Origin of the sequence: Burkholderia cepacia GG4, from assembly GCF_000292915.1 — a bacterium.
Taxonomy (GTDB): domain Bacteria; phylum Pseudomonadota; class Gammaproteobacteria; order Burkholderiales; family Burkholderiaceae; genus Burkholderia; species Burkholderia cepacia_D.
In genome coordinates this window covers 1400793-1417438 of record NC_018514.1, presented here as the reverse complement: position 1 = coordinate 1417438, position 16646 = coordinate 1400793, and the positions used below count along the sequence as shown (strand labels likewise).

The 16646-nt window shown below is 68.8% G+C and carries 16 protein-coding genes; 10 read left to right on the top strand and 6 right to left on the bottom strand.

Features of this window, described 5'->3' with window-relative positions:
- Positions 1 to 19: 19 nt before the first annotated feature.
- The 3 genes from GEM_RS22080 to GEM_RS22070 form a co-directional block, all read right to left on the bottom strand.
- Positions 20 to 295 carry a hypothetical protein gene (locus GEM_RS22080; RefSeq protein ID WP_014899619.1) on the bottom strand — a complete coding sequence of 92 codons (276 nt, stop codon included), beginning with the start codon at positions 293 to 295 and terminating at the stop codon, positions 20 to 22.
- A gap of 97 nt (positions 296 to 392) precedes the next feature.
- Positions 393 to 1706, bottom strand: coding sequence for a cytochrome-c peroxidase (locus GEM_RS22075; RefSeq protein WP_014899618.1), 1314 nt, complete (start codon positions 1704 to 1706; stop codon positions 393 to 395).
- A 179-nt stretch (positions 1707 to 1885) separates the two neighbouring features.
- Entirely contained in the window at positions 1886 to 3349 is a 1464-nt protein-coding gene (locus GEM_RS22070; protein WP_014899617.1) for a metallophosphoesterase family protein, read from the bottom strand.
- A gap of 180 nt (positions 3350 to 3529) precedes the next feature.
- On the opposite strand from GEM_RS22070, the gene GEM_RS22065 reads away from it, so the two are divergent.
- Complete coding sequence (locus GEM_RS22065; RefSeq protein WP_014899616.1) at positions 3530 to 4378, top strand: class I SAM-dependent methyltransferase; 849 nt, start codon at positions 3530 to 3532, stop codon at positions 4376 to 4378.
- Between the two features lie 87 nt (positions 4379 to 4465).
- Here the strand turns inward: GEM_RS22065 and GEM_RS22060 are convergent, their stop codons facing one another.
- Together GEM_RS22060 and GEM_RS22055 are read right to left on the bottom strand one after the other, a co-directional pair.
- A complete protein-coding gene (locus GEM_RS22060; protein WP_014899615.1) occupies positions 4466 to 4777 on the bottom strand; it encodes a hypothetical protein in 312 nt (103 codons plus the stop codon).
- Positions 4774 to 5094 carry a hypothetical protein gene (locus tag GEM_RS22055; RefSeq protein ID WP_014899614.1) on the bottom strand — a complete coding sequence of 107 codons (321 nt, stop codon included), beginning with the start codon at positions 5092 to 5094 and terminating at the stop codon, positions 4774 to 4776. Before GEM_RS22055 ends, GEM_RS22060 begins: the two co-directional genes overlap by 4 nt.
- A gap of 357 nt (positions 5095 to 5451) precedes the next feature.
- Here GEM_RS22055 and GEM_RS22050 point away from each other — a divergent pair, with 357 nt between their 5' ends.
- From GEM_RS22050 to GEM_RS22015, 8 genes are all read left to right on the top strand, one after another.
- Positions 5452 to 6417, top strand: coding sequence for a MurR/RpiR family transcriptional regulator (locus tag GEM_RS22050; protein WP_014899613.1), 966 nt, complete (start codon positions 5452 to 5454; stop codon positions 6415 to 6417).
- Positions 6414 to 7400, top strand: a complete 987-nt coding sequence (locus tag GEM_RS22045; protein WP_014899612.1) for an isoaspartyl peptidase/L-asparaginase family protein — start codon at positions 6414 to 6416, stop codon at positions 7398 to 7400. Before GEM_RS22050 ends, GEM_RS22045 begins: the two co-directional genes overlap by 4 nt.
- A 27-nt stretch (positions 7401 to 7427) precedes the next feature.
- Positions 7428 to 9347: a dipeptide ABC transporter ATP-binding protein gene (locus GEM_RS22040; RefSeq protein ID WP_014899611.1), complete on the top strand. Its 1920-nt coding sequence runs from the start codon at positions 7428 to 7430 to the stop codon at positions 9345 to 9347.
- A 129-nt stretch (positions 9348 to 9476) separates the two neighbouring features.
- Positions 9477 to 11039, top strand: a complete 1563-nt coding sequence (gene gsiB, locus GEM_RS22035; RefSeq protein WP_014899610.1) for a glutathione ABC transporter substrate-binding protein GsiB — start codon at positions 9477 to 9479, stop codon at positions 11037 to 11039.
- A gap of 67 nt (positions 11040 to 11106) precedes the next feature.
- Positions 11107 to 12027 (top strand): glutathione ABC transporter permease GsiC, encoded by a 921-nt coding sequence (gene gsiC, locus GEM_RS22030; RefSeq protein ID WP_014899609.1) that lies wholly within the window; start codon positions 11107 to 11109, stop codon positions 12025 to 12027.
- A gap of 13 nt (positions 12028 to 12040) precedes the next feature.
- Entirely contained in the window at positions 12041 to 12934 is an 894-nt protein-coding gene (gsiD, locus tag GEM_RS22025) for a glutathione ABC transporter permease GsiD (RefSeq protein ID WP_014899608.1), read from the top strand.
- Positions 12934 to 14025: a P1 family peptidase gene (locus tag GEM_RS22020; RefSeq protein WP_014899607.1), complete on the top strand. Its 1092-nt coding sequence runs from the start codon at positions 12934 to 12936 to the stop codon at positions 14023 to 14025. Before gsiD ends, GEM_RS22020 begins: the two co-directional genes overlap by 1 nt.
- Complete coding sequence (locus GEM_RS22015) at positions 14022 to 14849, top strand: M55 family metallopeptidase (protein ID WP_014899606.1); 828 nt, start codon at positions 14022 to 14024, stop codon at positions 14847 to 14849. The genes GEM_RS22020 and GEM_RS22015 overlap by 4 nt, the downstream gene beginning before the upstream one ends.
- Before the next feature lie 35 nt (positions 14850 to 14884).
- On the opposite strand, the gene GEM_RS22010 is transcribed toward GEM_RS22015, so the two are convergent.
- Positions 14885 to 15655 (bottom strand): alpha/beta fold hydrolase, encoded by a 771-nt coding sequence (locus GEM_RS22010; RefSeq protein WP_014899605.1) that lies wholly within the window; start codon positions 15653 to 15655, stop codon positions 14885 to 14887.
- A 142-nt stretch (positions 15656 to 15797) separates the two neighbouring features.
- Between GEM_RS22010 and GEM_RS22005 the strand changes: the two genes are divergently transcribed.
- The gene (locus GEM_RS22005; protein WP_014899604.1) at positions 15798 to 16577 is read left to right on the top strand and encodes an AraC family transcriptional regulator; all 780 of its coding nucleotides are present in this window, start codon (positions 15798 to 15800) and stop codon (positions 16575 to 16577) included.
- The last annotated feature ends 69 nt before the right edge of the window (positions 16578 to 16646 follow it).

The following is a 16646-nucleotide window of genomic DNA, read 5'->3' as shown; positions in this document are numbered from 1 at the left end:
CGATACGATTTCGGCGATTTCATCGGCCGACCGTGTGCGTGGCGAGGTGCTGACGGATCAGCGACAGGTAGCGATCGCCGACCGAGAAGTCGCGTGCGACACGCGGCCGTGCCGCCTGGCGCAGCGTGGCCGGCGCGCTCATGCCCAGGTACCGGCATACCGCCGACGGAAAGGGCTTCCGCGTATGCCCGAGCTGGCGTGCCGCGCGCTCGATGCGGGCGTCGCCGACCTGCGCACGCAGCCATGCCAGCACTTGGCGATCGGTGTCGTTGACGATACGGACCAGATGTTCCATCGCGCACCTCACTGTTCATAAATACAGTACTGTAAATATAACCAGTATGTGAGGCGGCCGCAAGCGGGCGCGCATGCGCCTGGCCGTTCGGCCAGGGTCAGCGCGCCGGCGCGGCGGTCCGGGTGATCCGGGCGGCGGGCACCGCGGGGGCGGCGAGATGCGCGTAGCGCGCGTCGGTCAGCGTGCCGAGGAACGCGACGATGTCGTCGATTTCCGCGTCGGTCAGCGCGGGCGGCGTGCCCGGCCGGCGGTTCATCGGCGTCGAATTGACGTTGATGTTGCCGCGATAGGCGGCCGGCACGTCGTCGAACGTTTTGGCGCCGTGATACCAGTAGCCCGGGTCGGTCGAGCGCGTGTTGTAGAACGCGACTGCGTCGCGCAGCGTCGTGAACACGCCGTTGTGCATGAACGTCTGCTTGACCGCGACGTTGCGCAGCCCCGGCGTGCGCAGGTAGCCGCACCATTGCGTCGGTTCGGGCCAGCGCAGCCGCGTCGCGGTGTCGCACAGGCCGTTGTCGAAATGGCGCGGATCGCGGTTCGCGGGCAGCGCACGGTTGCGCGGCACCGCGATCGCGTCGTAGCCGAAATCGGTGAAGAGCGAGCGCTCCGGCCGGCTCGACGTCTCCGCCAGCGTATGGCAGCTCATGCAGTTGCCCTTGTCGGGATTCCGGAACAGCGCAAGACCGCGCATCTCGGCCGGCGCGAGCGGCTTGCGCGTGCGCAGGAACGCATCGAAGCGCGACGTGAACGGCGCCATTTCGTCGCTCTGCAGATAGGCCTCGACGGCCGAGCCCAGCGCGCGCACCAGTTGCTCGGGATCGCGCCGCACCGCCGCGCCGAAGCGCGCGGCGAGATCGGGTGCGAGTTCGGTCGCGTCGACCTTGCGCAGCAGCGCGGCCGGCGACCGGTTGTTCATCTCGTTCGGATCGAACAGCGGCCCGCGGATCTGCTCGGCGAGCGTATCCGCGCGGCCGTCGCTGAAGAGTCCGCCGAACGGCGACGGCGCGGGCGCGTCGTCGTCCTGGTAGAAGTGGCGGCGCGGCACGTAGCGCACATAGAGCAGCGACGGCGCGTTGCGCTGGCTGAAGCGCCCGGGGCGGCTGCCTTCCGGCACACCGGGCCCGGCGAGCGAGGCCGCCGACAGCGTCGGCGCGAACGCGCGCCCCGGATCGTGGCAGCCCGCGCACGACATCCCGCGCGGCTCGGACAGCCGGGGATCGAAGAAGATCCGGCGGCCGAGCGCGACGAGCGTCGGGTCGGGCGCGAAGCGGGCGGTCGCCGCGTCGACCTTGCCGGTCACCTGCGGCGTGCCGTTGCCGATCGTGTCGACGACGCGCGACGGCGGCGCGCCGGGGAGTAGAGTCGTGGCGGACGGCGCCGCGTGAGCGGTGAGCGCCGCGCCGGCCAGCATGGCCGCGGCAAGGGCGCGTACCGTCCGGCCGCAGCCGGCCACCGAACCCGAAGCGGAAACCAGGCTCGCGGCAGCCGCCGCCACCGAAACCGGCCGCCTCCGCGATCCGGCCATCCGTCGCCGGCGGCCGGTCGAACCCGGCAAGCGCGTCAAACCGTCATTCAATCGAACTTCGTCGCTCACGGCGCGATGAACCCCGTCTTGTCGCATGCGAGCGTCGTGCCCGACTGGTTACACGACGCGAGCAGCTTGCCCGCCGCCGAATACGCATGGAACACCCAGCCCGTCGCCGGCGCCGCGCGCCGCTCCATGATCAGGAACCCGAAGCTGTTGTTGTGCGACAGGCGCTCGATCACGGCGCCCGGGGCGGGCGTCAGGTTGGCCGGGAACGGATCGGGCAGCGCGACGTCGAGGTTGTCGCCGCCGTTGCCGGACACGATTGTCGCCGGATGTCCTGACGAGAAGTTGATCGCCTGGAAGTCGTGCACGTGCCCGTGCAGCGCGACGTGGATGCCGGGCGGGTAGTACGCCTGCGCGTTCAGGCTCGACATCACCGATTGCAGCGCGAGGTTGCCCGGCGCGGGCGTGCTGCCGGCGATCGGCGCGAACGCGAGGATCGGATGGTGGTTCGTGAAGATCGTCGTCGACATGCCGGCCTTCGATGCGAGCAATGCGACCGTCTGAAACTGCTTCTGGTAGATGCGGAATTGCGCGTCGGTCGTCTTCAGCGGATTGCGACCGACCTTCGCGGTGTCGAACACGATCACCTGCGTGCCACCGCCGAGCGACACCGCATAGGGATCCGCGTAGTTCGCGTCGTTGTCGTTGGCCGGATCGTCGCACGAACGGGCCGCCGAATACGGGCGTGTATCGAGGAAGCGGTACCAGCCCTGGCCGGCCCGCGCGCATTCCTCGTGGTTGCCGCGCACGACCACCCAAGGCGCCTTCGCGAACAGCGGTGCGGCCGGGCGGAACAGGTCGGCCTGCCACGTATCCCAGCCGTAGCCCCACGGGCTGTCCTTGCAGCCGGCGATGTCGGGCGGGCACGCGTTCTCGCGGTAGTGATAGTCGCCGACGTGCAGCACCAGGTCCGGCGACAGCTTCGCGACGCTTGCCGCGATCGTGTCGAACGGCCAGACCGTCGCGTCGTTGCACGCCTGCCATGCGTTGTCGGCCTTCTTCATCCGGCAGCCGGTGTCGGCGATGATCGCGATGCGCTGCGGTTGCGCTTTCGGCAACGGCAGTGCGCGACCGGCGACGCTCGCCATCTGCGCATCGGCCGGCAGCGTCGCTTCGCAGACCGATACCGGGAAGCTCGACGGCTTCGAGTCGGCCGGGTCGCTGGCGGTCGGCCGCTGCGCGATGGTTGCAGCGCCGGCTCGCAGCGTCATGCGCGACAGCTTGCCGTCGACGGACAGTTGCGGACACAGTGGATCGCTCGCGGACGCGGGGGTGTAGTTCGTGATCACGCGCGCGATCGCCTGGTTCGCATCGCCGATCTCGACCCACGCGGCCTGGACGTTGATCGCGGCGCTGGCCGGATCGGCGGGCGAATCGATGTGATTCGAACAGGCGGAGAGTGCCGCGAGGGCAACAAGCGGAGCGCAGCGCACGAACCGCGCGCGCAGGAGGAATCGTCGCATGGGAGGCACCGTAGGAAAGCCGTCAACGATACGCAGCACGAATGTAAGAAATATGAAAAGCGGGGTGCGGCAGGCTGCCGGCGCGTGGGGCGTGCCGCGGTCGCGGCCTTGACCTCAAGCCGGCTTGAAGCAGCATAGTCCGGATCACGGTCAACGAGGCAGACAAAAGGGGCATCGGCAATGGAAGGCAAGCTGGCAAACGAAGCGCAGTCCGCGTTGTGGAATGGCCCGTCGGGGCTTGCATGGGTCGATGCGCAGACGCCGCTCGACCGGATGTTCGAACCGTTCGAGACCTTGCTCGCGGAGGCGGCGGTGGCGGCGTCCGCACGCAGCGTGCTCGACGTCGGCTGCGGCACCGGCGCGGTGACGCTCGCGATCGCACGGCGGCTCGGCGAGCACGCGCGCTGCACGGGTGTCGATATCTCGGCGCGGATGATCGCCGCCGCGCAGGCGCGCGCCGAACGCGGCGGCCTTGGGGCCGGTTTCGTGCGTGCCGATGCGCAGACTCATGCATTCGCGCCCGGGCGTTTCGACCTGATCGTTTCGCGTTTCGGCGTGATGTTCTTCGACGAGCCGGTTCGCGCTTTCGCGAACCTGCGGCATGCGGCGCGCGCGAACGCGCAACTGCGATTCGTCGCGTGGCGCGGCGCGGCCGACAATCCGTTCATGACGACGGCCGAGCGTGCCGCGGAGCCATTGCTGCCGAACCTGCCGGCACGGCAGCCGGGTGCGCCCGGGCAATTCGCGTTCGGCGACCGGCAGCGGATCGTGTCGGTGTTGTCGGACAGCGGCTGGGCCGACATCGAGATCGAGCCGATCGACCGGGCGTGTGCGTTGCCGGCGCCCGCACTGGACGACTACATCACGCGCCTGGGGCCGGTCGGGCTCGCGCTTCGGCAGGCCGACGACGCGACGCGTCTGCGCGTGATCGATACGGTTCGCGCCGCGTTCGAGCGCTACGTGCAGGGCACGGACGTGCGTTTCGATGCGGCGTGCTGGCTCGTCACCGCGCGTGCGCCGGCTGCATGACGCTTCGGGAGAAGGGCGGCTGCCCGATCGTCGTCACGCGTGTTGCCGGTCGCGTGCGATGAAGCGGGGCGGTGCAGCGGGCCACTATCAGCGGCGCCTGGCGCGCAACATCAGCCACGCGCAGCCGGCCGCAACGAGCACGAGCCCGAGCAGCACCGCCTCGACGCCGAGCGCGAAACCCCGCGGCATCTCGCCGCTGTTCGGCACGGGCGCCAGGTTGGCGGTTATCACGATGGCGCCGCCGGCCAGCAGCGCGATGCAGACGATCCAGTAGAGCTTGCCGCGCGCCGCGGCAGTGCGAATCCGCCACAGCGCGAGACTGACGCCGCCAAGGTAAAGCACCGCGAGCGTGGCGAGTGCGAAGAGGTCGCCGGTGCGATCGTGCAGGAGGCCGCTCATCGTGCGGCTCCGTCGAGCGTCACGCGCTGGCGTGACGGGGTGAGGACGACGTAGCGTTTCATTTGGACTCTGTCGCGTGTTCCGGCTCGCGACCCGGTAGATCTGCTGTTGTTGAAGCAGTCTGCCGCGATCAGCAGGACAAACACGATCAATGTTGTGACTGCAAGCATGTAGGACCAGTTGAAATACGGAGCGCTCGATCGCCGGCCCGTGGAGAACAGCGTACCAAACACGAACGCGACGCCAATGGCGCCGAATGCTGGCAGAACGATTCGCGGCTTGAATGTCATTCGGAGCAGAAGCCAGGATTCCGGCATGGCTGGCATCCAGTCGTGCGTGCAACGAAGCGAGGCGCTGCCCGGCCGCGTATGTCGTGCGCCGGACCCTGATACGGCGTGCGCCGAGTGTACCGCGGTGTCCGGGGTGCACGCAGGATCATGCGGGGATCAACGTGTCGGATCGGGGTTTTCCCGATCGGCGCGTGCACGCGATGGCTAACGCGACGTACGACGACTGCATGTCGAACGCCCGCTCGACGGGGCTGAGCGGCCGTCGCACGATCGACTGCATCAGGTGGGCCCGGCAGGGGGCGTGACAACCCTGATGAAAATTTATTTTTTTCCTGCCGGTAGATTGTGTAAATTGATTTTCATCTACCTTGCAAAACCATTCGCATGACGCCACTCGTGTCGCACGATGCCAGTCAGGACGAATCCGCGATCGCGGAGCGCATCGCCTCGGCGATGCCGCGGATGACGCCGATCCACCGCCGGATGGGCGAGTTCGTGCTGGCGAACCCGTTTCGCGCGGCGACGATGCGGATCGACGAGCTTGCGCAGGCGGTGAACGCATCGATCGCGACCGCGAACCGCTTCGCGAAGGCGCTCGGCTTCGACGGCTATCCGGCGATGCGCGCGGCGCTCGTGCGCGGCTTCGAGGCGACGCTCGGCCCGGTCGAGCGGCTGCGTTCCGCGCAGGAGCTGGAGCAGGAGCAGGAACAGGGCGTGCGCGGCGCCGCGTGGATCGACGCGGTGTTCGACCAGGCCGTCACGAACATCGAGAACACGCGCGCGCTGCTGGATGCGGCCGACGTCGAGGCGGCCGTCGAGGCGATCGTCGGCGCGCGGCGCGTGCTGATCCTCGGCGCCGGGTCGAGCGCGTTTCTCACCGGGCTGATGGAGCATGGATTGTCGGTATGTCACGACAACGTGCAGTCGCTCGCGCTGCTCGGCGGTCCTTCGCACGCGGCGCGGCGCTTGTATACGGCCGATGCGCGCGATCTCGTGATCGCGCTCGCGTTTCCGCGCTACGTGACGGACACGATCGAGCTCGCCCGCCGTGCGGCGGCGCGTGGCGCGCGCGTGCTCGGCATCACCGACGGGCCCGATTCGCCGCTCGCGCCGATCGCGTCGCTGAAGCTGTACGTGAAGGCTGAACGACGTTTCGCGGCCACGTCGGAAGCGGCCGTGCTGACGATGATCGAGGCGCTGATCGACGCGGTCGCGCTGCGCACGCACCGGTCCGCGAAGTCCGCCGCCGAAATGACCGAATTCCTGTTGCCGTGGCTGATCCAGCCGATCCAGCCGCAAGCGGCGCTGCCGGCCGCCAACCCTTCTTCCCCCGGGCCGAAAAAATCATGACTTCACCCGCGATCGTCGCGATACATGGCGGTGCAGGCACGATCCTGCGCAATGCGATGGATACCGACACCGAACGCCAGTACCGCGCCGAGCTGACCGCGATCCTGCAGGCCGCGCAGCAGGTGCTCGCCGACGGCGGCAGCGCGCTCGACGCCGTCACCGTCGCAGTGCGGATGCTGGAGGACTGTCCGCTGTTCAACGCCGGGCGCGGCGCCGTCTATACGGCCGAAGGCAGGCACGAACTCGACGCGGCGGTGATGGACGGCACGACGCTCGCGGCGGGCGCGATCTGCTGCGCGACGCGGGTGCGCAATCCGGTCCTCGCCGCGCGGCGCGTGATGGAGGCGAGCGAGCACGTGCTGTTCGCCGGCGCGGGCGCCGACGCGTTCGCGGCCGCGCAGGGGCTCGAACTCGCCGAGCCCGGCTACTTCGACACCGAGGCGCGCCATGCGCAGTGGCTCAAGGCGCGCGCGGCGGCCGGCATGATGCTGGATCACGATGCCGCGACCTTCGCGTTCGGCGCCGGGCAGCCGGCCGAGCCGCTCGATCCCGATCGCAAGCACGGCACGGTCGGCGCGGTTGCGTGCGACCTCAATGGCCATGTCGCGGCGGCGACGTCGACCGGCGGCATCACGAACAAGCAGCCCGGGCGCGTCGGCGATTCGCCGATCATCGGTGCCGGCTGCTACGCGGACGACGCGACGTGCGCGGTTTCCGCGACGGGCACCGGCGAGATGTTCATCCGGCTCGCGAGCGCGCATGACGTGGCCGCGCAGATCGCGTATCGCGGCGTGTCGCTCGCCGACGCCGCGCACGACGTCGTGATGAACAAGCTGCCGCGCCTCGCCGGCCGCGGCGGAATCATCGCGGTCGACGCGCACGGCAACGTCGCGATGCCGTTCAACACGGAAGGGATGTATCGCGGCTACGCGCGCGTCGGCGAGACGCCCGTGGTCGGCATCTACCGCGACGATGCGGCCTGATTCCGGATCGCACGAGGAGAGCTTCGCATGACTTCGAGCCGAAACCCGTCCGCGCTGGTGCTGCCGGAACAGCGCGTCGTCGCCGTTGATGACCTGTCGGTGATGTTCCGGCGAGAACACGCGACGTTCGACGCGGTGCGCAACGTGTCGTTTCACGTCGATCGCGGCGAAACGCTCGCGATCGTCGGCGAGTCGGGCTCCGGCAAGTCGGTCACGTCGCTCGCGCTGATGCGACTCGTCGAGCACGGCGGCGGCGAGATCACGAGCGGCCGGATCGCCTTGCGGCGCCGCGGCGGCGCGCTCGTCGACCTCGCGCAGGCGAGCGCGGCGACGATGCGCGGCATCCGCGGCGCGGATATCGCGATGATCTTCCAGGAGCCGATGACGTCGCTGAACCCGGTGTTTACGGTCGGCGACCAGATCAGCGAGGCGATCGCGCTGCACCAGTCGAAGCACGCGGCCGAAGCGCGCGCGGAAGCGTTGCGGCTGCTCGATCTGGTGCGCATCCCGGAGGCGCGCCGCGTGTTCGCGCGCTATCCGCACCAGCTGTCCGGCGGGATGCGGCAGCGCGTGATGATCGCGATGGCGCTGTCGTGCCGGCCCGCGCTGCTGATCGCCGACGAACCGACGACCGCGCTCGACGTGACGATCCAGGCGCAGATCCTGCAGCTGATCCGCGGCCTGCAGGACGAAATGAACATGGGCGTGATCTTCATCACGCACGACATGGGCGTGGTTGCCGAGGTGGCCGACCGCGTGCTCGTGATGTATCGCGGCGAGAAGGTCGAGGAGGGCGCGTCCGAGCGCATTTTCGCGACGCCTGTGCATCCCTACACGCATGCGCTGCTCGCGGCCGTGCCGCGACTCGGGTCGATGCAGGGTACCGATACGCCAGAGAAATTCCCGCTGCTGAAGGTAGACGGCACGAGTGCGCCCGCGCCCGCGCCGGCGGCTGCCGCGAACGACGCGGCCGCAGCCGCAGTCGACAGGCAGCCGCCCGTCGATCCCGCCGCGCCGCCGATTTTGCGCGTGCGCGATCTGGTCACGCGGTTTCCGGTCAAGAGCGGTGTGTTCGGCCGCGTGTCGCAATACGTGCATGCGGTCGAGCGCGTGAGCTTCGAGCTGCGCGCGGGCGAGACGCTCGCACTCGTCGGCGAATCGGGCTGCGGCAAGTCGACGACCGGCCGCTCGCTGCTGCGCCTCGTCGAATCGCAGAGCGGGTCGATCGAATTCGACGGCCGCGACATCAGCGCGCTGAAGGGCGCGGACCTGCAGGCGCTGCGCCGGAACATCCAGTTCATCTTCCAGGATCCCTTCGCGTCGCTGAACCCGCGCCTGACGGTCGGTTTCTCGATCATGGAGCCGCTGCTCGTGCACGGCGTCGCGAGCGGCCGCGAAGCGCAGGCGCGGGTCGACTGGCTGCTCGACAAGGTCAGCCTGCCGCCGGAGGCCGCGCGCCGCTATCCGCACGAATTCTCGGGCGGCCAGCGCCAGCGGATCGCCATCGCGCGCGCGCTCGCGCTGAACCCGAAGGTCGTGATCGCCGATGAATCGGTGTCGGCGCTCGACGTGTCGGTGCAGGCGCAGATCGTCAACCTGATGCTCGACCTGCAGCGCGAGCTCGGCGTCGCGTATCTGTTCATCTCGCACGACATGGCCGTCGTCGAGCGCGTCAGCCATCGCGTCGCGGTGATGTATCTCGGCCAGATCGTCGAGATCGGCCCGCGCCGCGCGGTGTTCGAGGCGCCGCAGCATCCGTACACGAAGAAGCTGATGAGCGCGGTGCCGGTGGCCGACCCCGCGCGCCGGCATGCGCCGCGCCAGCTCGCGGCGGACGAGATCCCGAGCCCGATCCGCGCGGCCGGCGACGAGCCGACGGTCGCGCCGCTCGTCGCGGTCGGCCCCGATCACTACGTCGCGACGCATCGCGTCGGCGGCGCGTATTGACCGGGCGGCGAGGCGCATATGGACTGCAGCTGCGCACGCGCCAGGCAACGGCGTCACTACCCGGAGCGGATGCAGTCGCGCCGCGATTTCCACCACGCGTTACCGAATCATCCACAGGAGCCAGACAAAATGAACAAGCCGCATTCGTTCCCGATGTTCCGTCCGCGCGCGTTGTTCGCTGCGGGGGCAGGCGCGCTCGCGCTGTCGGTCGCGGCGCCCGCGTTCGCGCAGCAGAACGTCGTGGTCGCCGTGTACTCGACCTTCACGACGATGGACCCGTACGACGCGAACGATACGGTGTCGCAAGCCGTCGTCAAGTCGTTTTACGAAGGGCTGTTCGGCTTCGACAAGGACATGAAGCTCGTCAACGTGCTCGCGACGAGCTACCAGGCGTCGCCCGACGCGAAGGTCTATACGGTCAAGCTGCGCGAGGGTGTGAAGTTCCAGGACGGCACCGACTTCAACGCCGCCGCCGTGAAGGCGAACTTCGACCGCGTGACCGACCCGGCGAACAAGCTGAAGCGTTACGGGCTGTTCCGCGTGATCGAGAAGACCGAGGTGGTCGATCCGATGACGGTGAAGTTCACGCTGCGCGAGCCGTTCTCCGCGTTCATCAACACGCTCGCACACCCGTCGGCGGTGATGATTTCGCCGGCCGCGCTGAAGAAGTGGGGGCACGACGTGTCGCTGCATCCGGTCGGCACGGGCCCGTTCGAGTTCGTCGAATGGAAGCAGACCGACGACATGAAGGTGAAGAAGTTTGCCGGCTACTGGAAGAAGGGCTATCCGAAGGTCGATTCGATCGACTGGAAGCCGGTGGTCGACAACAATACGCGCGCCGCGCTGCTCAAGACCGGTGAGGCGGATTTCGCCTTCACCATTCCGTTCGAGCAGGCCGCCGACCTGAAGAGCAACCCGAAGGTCGAGCTGATCGAGCGGTCGTCGATCATCCAGCGCTATATCTCGCTGAACACGCAGAAGAAGCCGTTCGACAATCCGAAGGTGCGCGAAGCGCTGAACTACGCGGTCAACAAGGAAGCGCTCGCGAAGGTCGTGTTCGCCGGCTATGCGACTCCGCAGACGGGCGTCGCGCCGGTCGGCGTCGAGTACGCGACGAAGCTCGGGCCTTGGCCGTACGATCCGGCGAAGGCGCGCGCGTTGCTGAAGGAGGCCGGTTACCCGAACGGCTTCGAATCGACGCTCTGGTCCGCGTACAACCATTCGACGGCGCAGAAGCTGATCCAGTTCGTCCAGCAGCAGCTCGCGCAGGTCGGCGTGAAGGTGCAGGTGCAGGCGCTCGAGGCCGGCGAGCGGGTCGCGAAGGTCGAGAGCGCGCCGGATCCGGCGACGGCACCGGTGCGGATGTACTACAGCGGCTGGTCGGCATCGACGGGTGAGGCGAACTGGGCGCTGACGCCGCTGCTCGCGTCGGCGTCGCTGCCGCCGAAGCTCTACAACACCGCGTACTACAAGAGCGCGGCAGTCGACGACGATCTCGCGAAGGCGCTCGAGACGACCGACAACACGAAGAAAGCCGCGCTGTACGCCGACGCGCAGAAGCAGGTGTGGGCCGACGCGCCGTGGATTTTCCTGGTGCAGGAGAAGATCGTCTATGCGCGCAGCAAGCGCCTGCACGGCATGTACGTGATGCCGGACGGTTCGTTCAACTTCGACGAAATCTCGGTGAAATGACGGCGGTTCGCCCACCACGCGGTGCCGGCGGCGCACGCTGCCGGCACGCTGATTCGATCGGTGCCCCATGCTGAATTTTCTCGTCAAACGCCTGTTCGGCCTGCTGCCCACGCTCGCGATCGTCGCGGTGCTGGTGTTCCTGTTCGTGCACCTGCTGCCGGGCGACCCGGCGCGGCTCGCGGCGGGCCCCGAAGCGGACGATGCGACGGTCGCGCTGGTGCGCGCCGATCTCGGGCTCGACCGGCCGCTGCCCGCGCAGTTCGCGAACTTCTTCGTGAAGATCGCGCACGGCGATTTCGGGACGTCGACGCGCAGCAAGCGGCCGGTGTCGACCGAGATCGGCGAGCGCTTCATGCCGACGCTGCTGCTCACGCTCGTCAGCATGGTGTGGGCGACGCTGTTCGGGATGGCGATCGGGATCGCGTCAGCGGTGTGGCGCAACCGCTGGCCCGACCGCCTCGGGATGACGATCGCGGTGTCGGGCATCTCGTTTCCGGCGTTCGCGCTCGGCATGCTGCTGATGGAAATCTTCTCGGTGAAGCTCGGCTGGTTGCCCGTCGTGCCGGACGGCACGTGGAAGAGTTACGTGCTGCCGTCGCTGACGCTCGGCGCCGCGGTCGCGGCCGTGATGGCGCGCTTCACGCGCGCGTCGTTCGTCGAGGTACTCAACGAGGACTTCGTGCGCACCGCGCGCGCGAAGGGCGTGCACGAGCCGACGGTCGTGCTCAAGCACTGCTTGCGCAACGCGATGATCCCGGTCGTCACGATGATGGGGCTGCAGTTCGGCTTCCTGCTCGGCGGCTCGATCGTCGTCGAGGCCGTGTTCAACTGGCCGGGGCTCGGGCGCCTGCTGGTCGACGCGGTGACGATGCGCGACTACCCGGTGATCCAGGCGATCGTGCTGCTGTTCTCGCTCGAATTCATCCTGATCAACCTGGCCGTCGACGTGCTGTACGCGGTCATCAACCCGACCATCCGGTTCAAGTGAGAGTGAGGCGCGCATGAACGCGACTGTCCAGCCCGCGGCGTCGGCCGCATCGAGCGCGATCCGCACGCCGTGGCGCGAATTCTGGCGCAAGTTCCGCAAGCAGACCGTCGCGCTGGCCGCGGGCGGTTTCGTGCTGGCGCTCGTCGTGCTCGCGTTCGTCGGCCCGCACATCGTGCCGTTCGATCCGGAGAACTATTTCGACTACGACGCGCTGAACTCGGGGCCGTCGGCCGTGCACTGGTTCGGCGTCGACGCGCTCGGTCGCGACATCTTCAGCCGGATCATCGCCGGCACGCGCATCTCGCTCGCGGCCGGCTTCTTCTCGGTCGCGCTCGGCGCGATCATCGGCACCTTCTTCGGGCTGCTCGCCGGCTACTACGAAGGCTGGTGGGACCGCATCACGATGCGCGTGGCCGACGTGCTGTTCGCGTTCCCGGGGATCCTGCTCGCGATCGGCGTGGTCGCCATTCTCGGCAACGGGATGATCAACGTGATCTGCGCGGTTGCGATCTTCAGCATTCCGGCGTTCGCGCGGCTCGTGCGCGGCAACACGCTGATGCTCAAGCACATGACCTACGTCGAGGCCGCGCGCAGCATCGGCGCGTCGGACTGGACGATCATCATGCGGCACATCCTGCCGGGCACCGTGTCGTCGGTCGTCGTCTACTTCACGATGCGGATCGGCACGTCGATCATCACGGCCGCGAGCCTGTCGTTCCTCGGGCTCGGCGCGCAGCCGCCCACGCCGGAGTGGGGCGCGATGCTCAACGAGGCGCGCGCGGACATGGTGACCGCGCCGCACGTCGCCATCTTCCCGAGCCTCGCGATCTTCCTGACGGTGCTCGCGTTCAACCTGCTCGGCGACGGGCTGCGCGACGCGCTCGACCCGAAGCTGGAGCGGCGCTGATGCGTGCCGTACCCACGTGGGCCGCGACGCTGCCGGCCGGGCCGCGCGGCACGATCGCCGACGTGCCGGGCGTGACGGTCGGCCATGCGACGCTCGATGCCGGCAACGTGCAGACGGGCGTCACCGTCGTGAAGCCGCACCCGGGCGACCTGTACCGCAGCAAGGTGCCGGCCGGCGCGGCCGTGATCAACGGCTTCGGCAAGAGCATCGGGCTCGTGCAGGTCGACGAACTCGGCACGCTCGATACGCCGATCGCGCTGACCAATACGTTCGGGGTCGGCGCGGTCGCGCAGGCACAGATTCGCGCGGCGGTCGCGGAGAATCCGCGCATCGGCCGCGACTGGTCGACCGTCAATCCGCTCGTGTTCGAATGCAATGACGGCTATCTGAACGATATCCAGGCGTTCGCGGTGACGGCCGCGCATTACGACGATGCATGCCGCACGGCCGCGCGCGACTTCGCGCGCGGTGCGGTGGGCGCCGGGCGCGGGATGTCGTGTTTCGACCTGAAGGGCGGGATCGGCTCCGCATCGCGCGTGGCCGTCGCAGCGGTCCGGCCGTATACGGTCGGCGCGCTGGTGCTCGCGAATTTCGGCCGGCTGCCGATGCTGACGCTCGGCGGCGTGCCGCTCGGGCGCCTCGTCGCGCAGCGGCGTGCGGACGAGGCCGCGCATGCGACACCCGTAGCGGCGCCCGAGCAAGGCTCGATCATCCTGCTGCTCGCGACCGATGCGCCGCTCGACGCGCGGCAACTGTCGCGGCTCGCACGCCGCGCGGGCGCGGGGCTGGCGCGCACCGGTTCGGTCTACGGGCACGGCAGCGGCGACATCGCGCTCGCGTTCTCGACCGCATACACGATCGCGCACGACGCATCGACCGTCGCAGTGCCGGCCCTCGTGGCCGATGCGGCGCTCGATCCGCTGTTCATGGCCGCGGCCGAAAGCGTCGAGCACGCGATCGCCGATGCGCTGCTGCAGGCCGTGACCGTTGCCGGGCGCGACGGCCACGTGCGGCAGTCGCTGCGCGACGCGGTGCCCGATCTCGAACGCCTGTTCAACGAAGACAACGAAGGACGTTTTACCCAGTCATGAAGATCCTGATCTCGACCGACATCGAAGGCGTCGCCGGCGTGTTTGCCGTCGAGCAGACGCGTGCCGGCAATCCGGAATACGAACGCGCGCGGCGCTGGATGACCGCCGAGGCGAACGCGGCGATCGAAGGCGCGTTCGCGGGCGGCGCGCAGGCCGTCTGGGTCAACGACTCGCACGGCGGCTTTCGCAATCTGCTGCCCGACGGGCTCGACGCGCGCACGCGCGTCGTGCTCGGCAAGCCGCGCACGCTCGGGATGATGGCGGGCCTCGAACAGCACCCCGATCTCGTGTTCATGATCGGCTTTCACGCGAAATCGCAGACGCGCGGCGTGCTCGCGCACACGATCAACAGCTTCGCGTTCACGCAGGTGTGGCTGAACGGCATCGAGCTCGGCGAAGCCGGGCTGTACGGCGCACTGGCGCGCGAATACGGCGCGCATGTCGCGCTGGCGTCGGGTGACGACGTGTTCGCCGCGGAAACGCGGCCGCTGTTTCCGGACGCGCGTTTCGAGACGGTCAAGACGGCCGGCGGCGCATCGAGCGGCGATACGCTCACACCGGCCGCCTCCTGTGCGCGCCTTGCGACCGCCGCACGCGAAACGGTCGCGCACGCGCTGTCGTCCGGCTGGCGTGCCGGCGCGCATCGGCCCGTGCCGGCCGCTTGCACGCTGCGCGTGCAGACGGCCGCGCTCGCCGATCTGTTCTGCGTGCTGCCGTCGCTCGAGCGCGTCGATGCGGTGACGCTGCGCTTCGACGGACCGTCGGTCGAGCACGTGGTGCGCACGCTGAACAGCCTGTCGGCAATGTCCTTCATGCTGCGGTGATGGGTGCCGACCGGATGCCGCCCGTACGCGACGCGTCATGCACGGTTAGCCGCCGTGGCCAGCAGGAACGACTCCAGCGCGGCGACCAGCGCGAGCGGGGTTTCGTTCATCGGGTAGTGGCCGGCGTTGCGCAGCACGTCGACGGTGGCGAGCGGGTAGCGCCGCAGGTAGGTACGCGCCATGAGCGTCGCGTCGAATGCCGGGTCGTGCTCGCCGATCAGCACCTTCACCGGATGGTGGCCCGCGATCTCGTCGCTGAAATCCGTGTCGGCCCACGCGCGGAAGTACGCGCCGAACGCGTGCGGCGACGAACAGGATGCCGAATACGCGGCTTTCCACTCGACCCAGGCGGCCGGCAGCCGGCCGCCGGTGCTGCGATCGATGATGGTCCGGCGATCGGCGAGATGATCGGCGGCGCGTTCGAATAGCGCGCGCCGCGCGGCGTCGAACGGCAGGCCGCCGCACGGTACCGGCGCGACCGGCACCAGCGCGCGCACCCGCTCGGGCGCCACGGCGGCGACTTTCTCGATCGCCATGCCGCCCATCGAGTGGCCGACGAGGCTGAACGTATTCCACCCAAGCGCGTCGGCGAGCGCGAGCGTGTCGGCGGCGATCTCGGCGATTGAGTACGTGCCGTGCGCGTCGCGCATGCGGCCGTAGCCGCGGTAGTCCATGAACACATAGGTGAAGTGCTCGCGCGACAGCCACGCTTCGACGGGCTCGAACGCGCGTGCGTCGCCGAACCAGCCGTGCAGCACGAGAACAGGGTGGGGGCCGTCCCCCACGCGGTGAAACGTATTCGGCATGTCCGCTCCAGGTAAGTCGCAATCCGGCCGATTCGGCCGTCGGGTCGTGCGGCCGTCCGGCCGCGCAAGCATGGAGCGGATCGTAGATCGAGCGAAGGCGACCCGCCTTCGATATCGGGTCATTCACGATGGAATTCGGGCCTTGAGAAATACATTGCTGGATCCGTACGAAAACATTCCCCGTAGCGTGGTCGTGACCGCCAACGACTATGCGGCGGGCACGACGTTTCCCGAACACGCGCACGGGCGCGGGCAGTTCGCGTTCGCGTCGCGCGGCACGATCAGCGTGTCGACGCCGCACGGTCGCTGGCTGGTGCCGCCGCAGCGGGCGTGCTGGGTGCCGGCCGGCGTGCGGCACGAAATGACGATGACCGGGCCGGTCACGATGCTCAACACGTTCGTGTCGGGCGCCGCCGCGCAGGCCGCGGAGCTGCCGGACCAGTGCGGCGTGTACGGGGTATCGCCGCTGCTGCGGCAACTGATCGACGACGCGATCGACCTGCCGGCGCTATACGACGTCGACGGCCGGGCGGGCAAGCTGATGGATCTGCTGGTCGCGGAAATCGCGACGATGCCGCGTCTGTCGCTGCACGCTCCGCTGCCGGCCGACGCGCGCCTCGCGAAGGTCTGCCGGCATCTGTTCGCGTCGCCGTCGATCGCGGCCGACCTCGACCAGGTGGCGACAGATGCGGGCGTGAGCCGGCGCACGTTCACGCGGCTGTTTCGCGCGGAGACCGGCGTGAGTTTTGCCGCATGGCGTCAGCAGGTCTGCATGCTCGCGGCGATTACCCGCCTGAGCGACGGGCAGCCGGTGACGCGCGTCGCGTTCGATCTCGGGTATGCGAGCGCGAGCGCCTTTACCTCCGCGTTTCGCCGCATCCTCGGCGATACGCCGAGCCGCTATCTGGAGGTTCGCCGCTAGCCGAAATGGATGCGACGGAGGGCGTTGCGCTGGTTCGCCGGTCGCAGACGAAAAAAACGCGTCTGCCGG

Excerpts from the sequence above, each read along its gene's own strand:
- GEM_RS22080 (WP_014899619.1), bottom strand. The coding sequence starts at position 295 with ATGGAACATCTGGTCCGTATCGTCAACGACACCGATCGCCAAGTGCTG.
- GEM_RS22075 (WP_014899618.1), bottom strand. The coding sequence starts at position 1,706 with ATGCTGGCCGGCGCGGCGCTCACCGCTCACGCGGCGCCGTCCGCCACG.
- GEM_RS22070 (WP_014899617.1), bottom strand. The coding sequence starts at position 3,349 with ATGCGACGATTCCTCCTGCGCGCGCGGTTCGTGCGCTGCGCTCCGCTT.
- GEM_RS22065 (WP_014899616.1), top strand. The coding sequence starts at position 3,530 with ATGGAAGGCAAGCTGGCAAACGAAGCGCAGTCCGCGTTGTGGAATGGC.
- GEM_RS22060 (WP_014899615.1), bottom strand. The coding sequence starts at position 4,777 with ATGAGCGGCCTCCTGCACGATCGCACCGGCGACCTCTTCGCACTCGCC.
- GEM_RS22055 (WP_014899614.1), bottom strand. The coding sequence starts at position 5,094 with ATGCCGGAATCCTGGCTTCTGCTCCGAATGACATTCAAGCCGCGAATC.
- GEM_RS22050 (WP_014899613.1), top strand. The coding sequence starts at position 5,452 with ATGACGCCACTCGTGTCGCACGATGCCAGTCAGGACGAATCCGCGATC.
- GEM_RS22045 (WP_014899612.1), top strand. The coding sequence starts at position 6,414 with ATGACTTCACCCGCGATCGTCGCGATACATGGCGGTGCAGGCACGATC.
- GEM_RS22040 (WP_014899611.1), top strand. The coding sequence starts at position 7,428 with ATGACTTCGAGCCGAAACCCGTCCGCGCTGGTGCTGCCGGAACAGCGC.
- gsiB (WP_014899610.1), top strand. The coding sequence starts at position 9,477 with ATGAACAAGCCGCATTCGTTCCCGATGTTCCGTCCGCGCGCGTTGTTC.
- gsiC (WP_014899609.1), top strand. The coding sequence starts at position 11,107 with ATGCTGAATTTTCTCGTCAAACGCCTGTTCGGCCTGCTGCCCACGCTC.
- gsiD (WP_014899608.1), top strand. The coding sequence starts at position 12,041 with ATGAACGCGACTGTCCAGCCCGCGGCGTCGGCCGCATCGAGCGCGATC.
- GEM_RS22020 (WP_014899607.1), top strand. The coding sequence starts at position 12,934 with ATGCGTGCCGTACCCACGTGGGCCGCGACGCTGCCGGCCGGGCCGCGC.
- GEM_RS22015 (WP_014899606.1), top strand. The coding sequence starts at position 14,022 with ATGAAGATCCTGATCTCGACCGACATCGAAGGCGTCGCCGGCGTGTTT.
- GEM_RS22010 (WP_014899605.1), bottom strand. The coding sequence starts at position 15,655 with ATGCCGAATACGTTTCACCGCGTGGGGGACGGCCCCCACCCTGTTCTC.